Raw genomic sequence first — 2,126 nt, 5'->3', positions numbered from 1 at the left:
CTCAAGGGCAGCCGCTGGGCGGTGATGCCGAAGCTGAAAACACGCAGCTATACCCTTCGCCAGCTGTATGACGGCTACGTGTATGTCTATGACGAAACGGCAGAGACGTTGCACGAGTACGCGGTGTCAGCCGCCACCGGCAACCTGAGCCTTATTGTCTGGACCGATACGCAGATTGGCAGCGACCAGCGCAGTGGCGGCAGCGATGCCAAGCCTTTTCTGCTCTATCCGCGAAGCAACCTGCTGCGCATCGCCTTTTCAGCGCAGCAATGGACCTGGCGAATCTGCGAACACCTGCGCTCGAATCCGGAAAGCCGCGCTTCATGGATGAAAGCGCTGGATCTGAAACGCTACTGCATGACCATGGCCGAGCCGCATACCCTGCCGTTGAACCGCATCGCCGAGGCGGTGGCGGACATCGACAAAGAGCATGTGGTTGATGATGACCGCTTTGCAGACTCGGCGATTCCTACATCCAAGGCCTCCAGCGAAGAAACCCAGCCGCTGTTTTCGCCGATCGGCGCTGACGTTTTCTGGCAGGGCAGCGTTGAAGACCAGGACAGCTCCCTGCTCATCGCCCTTGATGATCCGCTGGCCATTTTCAACGATCTGGGCATGCAACTGGCCGCCGATCAGGCCGCTTACCGCAACTGGCAAGCCGAGCACGAACACAAAATCCAGATCGCCCAGACTGTCACCGCACTGTGTGGCGCTGAAGGCGAACCGGAGAAATTGCCGGCATCGGTGCGCGGCAATGCGGCGCTTACCCACCAGTACCTGAGCGAAGTCGAAGCCTATTTTGAACAATGCATATTTGAACAAGAGCAGATCGGCAACAACACCGCTCCCGGTGGCGTGCTGTTGCTGCCGGATATTTTCAAAAGCCCGGAGATGCGCAGATCGCTTGAAATGCGTTACGGCAGCGCGCCCTCCGACGAGGCCCTGCAAGCCTGGAAAGATCGCCACAAATGGCGGCGCGAGGTCGATCTGAGCGGTGCGCGTCAGTACCTTCAGCAGCACCTGCCAACCGGTGACACACTGCTGCAACAGGTGCGTGACACGCAAAGCGACTTTCGGCAATGGTCGACCCATATGGGCACGGAACCGCTCAAGCTGTTTGTCGACCCCACCCATCCAGAAAGCCTGCTTTATCTGCAAACGCTCATGCTTAACCTGCAGATCATCTACGCTCAAGACAACGCCGCCAGCGCCTGGCTCGCCGAGCAGGAAGCCAACGAAAGCAGCCTGTTTGGCACCTTGCGCTACGGCTTCTCACCGGCGCTCAAGCACGCCCTACACCAGGAGGCCAACGCGCTGCTGAACGGTCTTGGCGACGTCACCAACCTGGCCACCCGCATTGGCGAACTTAACGGCGCGCTCAATCACCAGGGCTTTGCCGAAAAGCCGTGGATGAAAGCGCTGAAACACCCCGTTCAGGACACCTTCAAAGTCCTCGGCCAACTGGCCAGCAACGCTGGCAAGGCAACGTTCGAAAGCATCCTGCTGGCCTGGGTGCCCATCGACAGCCGTCTGGCGGTGGGCAAGCAGCAGAACATCGTTGCACTGATTCGCACGCTGTTGATCGGCCAGATCCTGCTCGATTCGAACGCACGTATTGCGATCGATCAGAAAATGTTTACGAAGCTGAAAAGCTGGATCAGTGAGTGGCGGGTACTCAACAAGCAGATCAGCGATATCCGCCGCAGCTGGCTCTATCCAACCGCTTACAACCCCCGCAAAAGCATCGCCAGCCACCTGCGCGCGCTCGAGCAAAAACTTCGCCTGCACGAACTGAGCATGCCCGCCCTGCTCGACTTTCAGAACAACCAATATGCCAAGCAATTACAGGACGAGATTCGCCTGCACTTCCAGTCCGGCAAAGCCATCACCAAAGAATGGCTGAGCACCGCCAGGCGCTGGCTCGATGGACTGGGAGGGATTGCCGGTTCGATTACCTGGGGCGTGATCATGCTCAACTTCATCAACACCGCCTTCACCTATCGCGACCTTACTCGGGATGGCGACTTCAGTGCCAAGGACATCGGCAAGGTGACGTATGGGTTGGGATATAGCTTTAACTTGCTGATGGCGGTGTTTGTTGAAGCACCGTGGGCGGTTATCAGGGA

The 2,126-nt window shown here is 58.2% G+C and carries 1 protein-coding gene; it reads left to right on the top strand.

Annotation, left to right across the window (positions count from 1 at the left end):
• The coding region (locus GE543_RS26980) for a toxin VasX (protein ID WP_371927281.1) at positions 1-2,126 on the top strand (2,126 nt) is incomplete at both ends.

This window comes from Pseudomonas sp. SZ57, assembly GCF_009495975.1.
Lineage (GTDB): Bacteria > Pseudomonadota > Gammaproteobacteria > Pseudomonadales > Pseudomonadaceae > Aquipseudomonas > Aquipseudomonas syringae.
This window is presented reverse-complemented; position numbering and strand designations above follow the sequence as displayed.